Genomic DNA, 2,471 nt, shown 5'->3' with positions numbered 1-2,471 from the left:
GGCCTCGCCCGCCTCGCCCTCTTCCACATCGGCCCCGACATCGAATCCGGCCGCCTCGTGCCGGTTCTGCAAAGCTACAATCCCGGCGACCGCGAAGACATCCACGCCGTCTATGTCGGCCACACCGCCCCCCTGCCCGCCCGCGTGCGCGCGTTCATCGACTTCCTGGCGGAGCATGTGCGGGTGAGCGACCCGGCGCTGAAGCGCGCGGGGGATGGCAGGTGGCGGGTGGTTGGATGAGGCTGACGGCGGAGAGAGTGCCTAAGCTGGCAAAGCCGATAATCAATGCCGTTTCAAATAGTTGCTGGACCCGTCTCGCCTGCCCCACTCTGCTCGACGGATACTCTCTGTACGACAGTTTCCACAGCCGGAGAACCCTAGCTCCCAATCAGAGTTCACGTTACGTGCTTTATCAACGATTGACGTGTAAGGTTCGGGCATGGCCAAAAGTGACCTCCTCGTCTCCCTCGTTCGCGCTGGTGCAACCGGCGACAAAGGCATGCTCCGATCAACCGTCGAAGCACTTATGGCGGACGAGCGCGCTAAGAGCCATCATCTTCTGGCCGACCGCCTAGAGAGAGCGCTCCAAGCGGTAGCCGTGRCCCCCCCTAGCTTGGTCACTTCGTCCCGCACGCAGCAAACGCCCGGCCGGGACACGATCCTAGAACTGACCCCTCGCGTCCGTTTGGACGACCTTGTGCTTCCACTTCCCGCACGCACCGAAGGCATGCAATTGGTGGAGGAACATGCACGCGCGGACGTACTGCGTGCGCATGGGTACGAGCCGCGCCACCGAGTCTTGCTTTCAGGGCCGCCGGGGAATGGCAAGACATCGTTCGCCGAAGGAATAGCCGAAGCGCTAGCCTTGCCTTTCTTCGTGGTACGCTACGACGCGCTAGTTGGAAGCTATTTGGGCGAGACCAACGCGCGGCTACGAGCCCTTTTTGACTACGCTCGCACGCAGTCATGCGTACTTTTCTTCGATGAGTTTGATGCGATCGGAAAAGAGCGAGGAGATGAGCACGAGACTGGCGAGATCAAAAGGGTCGTCTCGTTTTTGCTAATGCAGATCGATCAACTGCCAAGCTACGTTCTAACGATTGCCGCGACCAATCATGCCGAGTTGCTTGACAGAGCCGTATGGCGTAGATTTCAACTAAAGATAGCGTTGCCGCCCCCTAGAACAGAAGAGGTAGCCTCCTTTATAGGAGGTATTATTAGCCAATGGCCTGACCACCCTTCTAAGTCAGCAGTAGAGATTACCAATCAACTGAGCGCTAGCTCTTACGCCGAAGCGCGAGATTTTTGCCAGAATGTTAGACGTAGACAGATTTTGGGCTTGGGCGAGACTTCGATCGACGTCGCTCTAGCAAATGAATTGGAACTTTGGGCCTCGCGCGTAAGACCTGAGAACATTTATGGCGATCGATCCATCGAAGCCGTTACTTCGTCTGGAGCCAAGCGCTCCCGTAGACCGGACCCCCGGAAGTCCCCGTAATCCGGGTCGGCCTCAACAGTTTTCCGTCGCTGCGCAGAACGCTTCATTCGGCCCCCGTTTTCGTCGGCTGGAAGCGGCGCTAAATCGCGACCCCTCCGGCTTGACCTTGCAAGCCGATCCATCTGCACTCGCACCTGAGCGTTTGCTGGTCTTTGAATTGCGTGGCGCCATTAACACGTTTGCAAATGCAATCCGGAGAGTTCCTGGCCTTGAGTTGATCGACGAGGAAGAACTCGAAAGCGACGATCATGACAAGGCGCCCGAGGCATATCTTTTGGTCCCGGATGCGGAGGCTTTGCGGAATATCTTATCACTATGGCGACGATGGACTTCAGGTCAGGAATTGGGCGAGGGATTTACGCCTTGGCGTGATGTGTTCGCAACTCTGCGAGATTTGCGTGTATGGGGCCCTAAGGACCGTGTTCAAGAAGAGGATCGAGCCATCCTTGCCGACGAAATCCAAGATTTGGCAGATGACGCGCTCCTCACTTTAGAGATTGAGCTAGTATTCAGGGCCAACGAGGAGATTGCACAAGCGGCGGAAAACAGCGTTGTTGCAAGTACTAGTGCCGCAGGCGGCCGCATTCTCTCTCGGTGTCGAATTGGCGAAATTGCCTACCACTCCCTGTTGATCACACTCCCCGTTGCGGCTGTGCGGCGCGTGATTGAACGATCATCTCAAGGCATTAGCGGCCTTGACCCTGTGATGCATATCCGCCCGCAGAGCGTAGCATCGGACATCGAAACTGGAGAAGCGACGCGTGCCACCGAAACCCCGCCCTTGCCGGCGGGCGAAAAAAGCCCCATCCTTGCAATTCTCGACGGAGTACCAGTTTCTGAACATCCGCTTCTCCGCGGACGATTGAATGTAGACGATCAATTTCAACTTGAACCGCGCGCGCTCGTAGGGGAGCGAACGCACGGCACAGCAATGGCGTCGTTGATCGTGCACGGCGATCGCAACCTGTTAGAG

1 protein-coding gene and 2 pseudogenes are annotated in these 2,471 nt (G+C 57.4%); all 3 read left to right on the top strand.

What is annotated here, in order from left to right; genetic code table 11:
* A pseudogene (locus tag ACXJL8_RS38905) lies at positions 1-240 on the top strand (LysR family transcriptional regulator); the annotation flags it as partial.
* A gap of 199 nt (positions 241-439) precedes the next feature.
* A complete protein-coding gene (locus ACXJL8_RS38900) occupies positions 440-1,498 on the top strand; it encodes an AAA family ATPase (RefSeq protein WP_456686802.1) in 1,059 nt (352 codons plus the stop codon).
* A 100-nt stretch (positions 1,499-1,598) separates the two neighbouring features.
* A pseudogene (locus ACXJL8_RS38895) lies at positions 1,599-2,471 on the top strand (S8 family peptidase); the annotation flags it as partial.

It is taken from the genome of Bradyrhizobium sp. P5_C11_2 (assembly GCF_054049755.1).
This window is presented reverse-complemented; position numbering and strand designations above follow the sequence as displayed.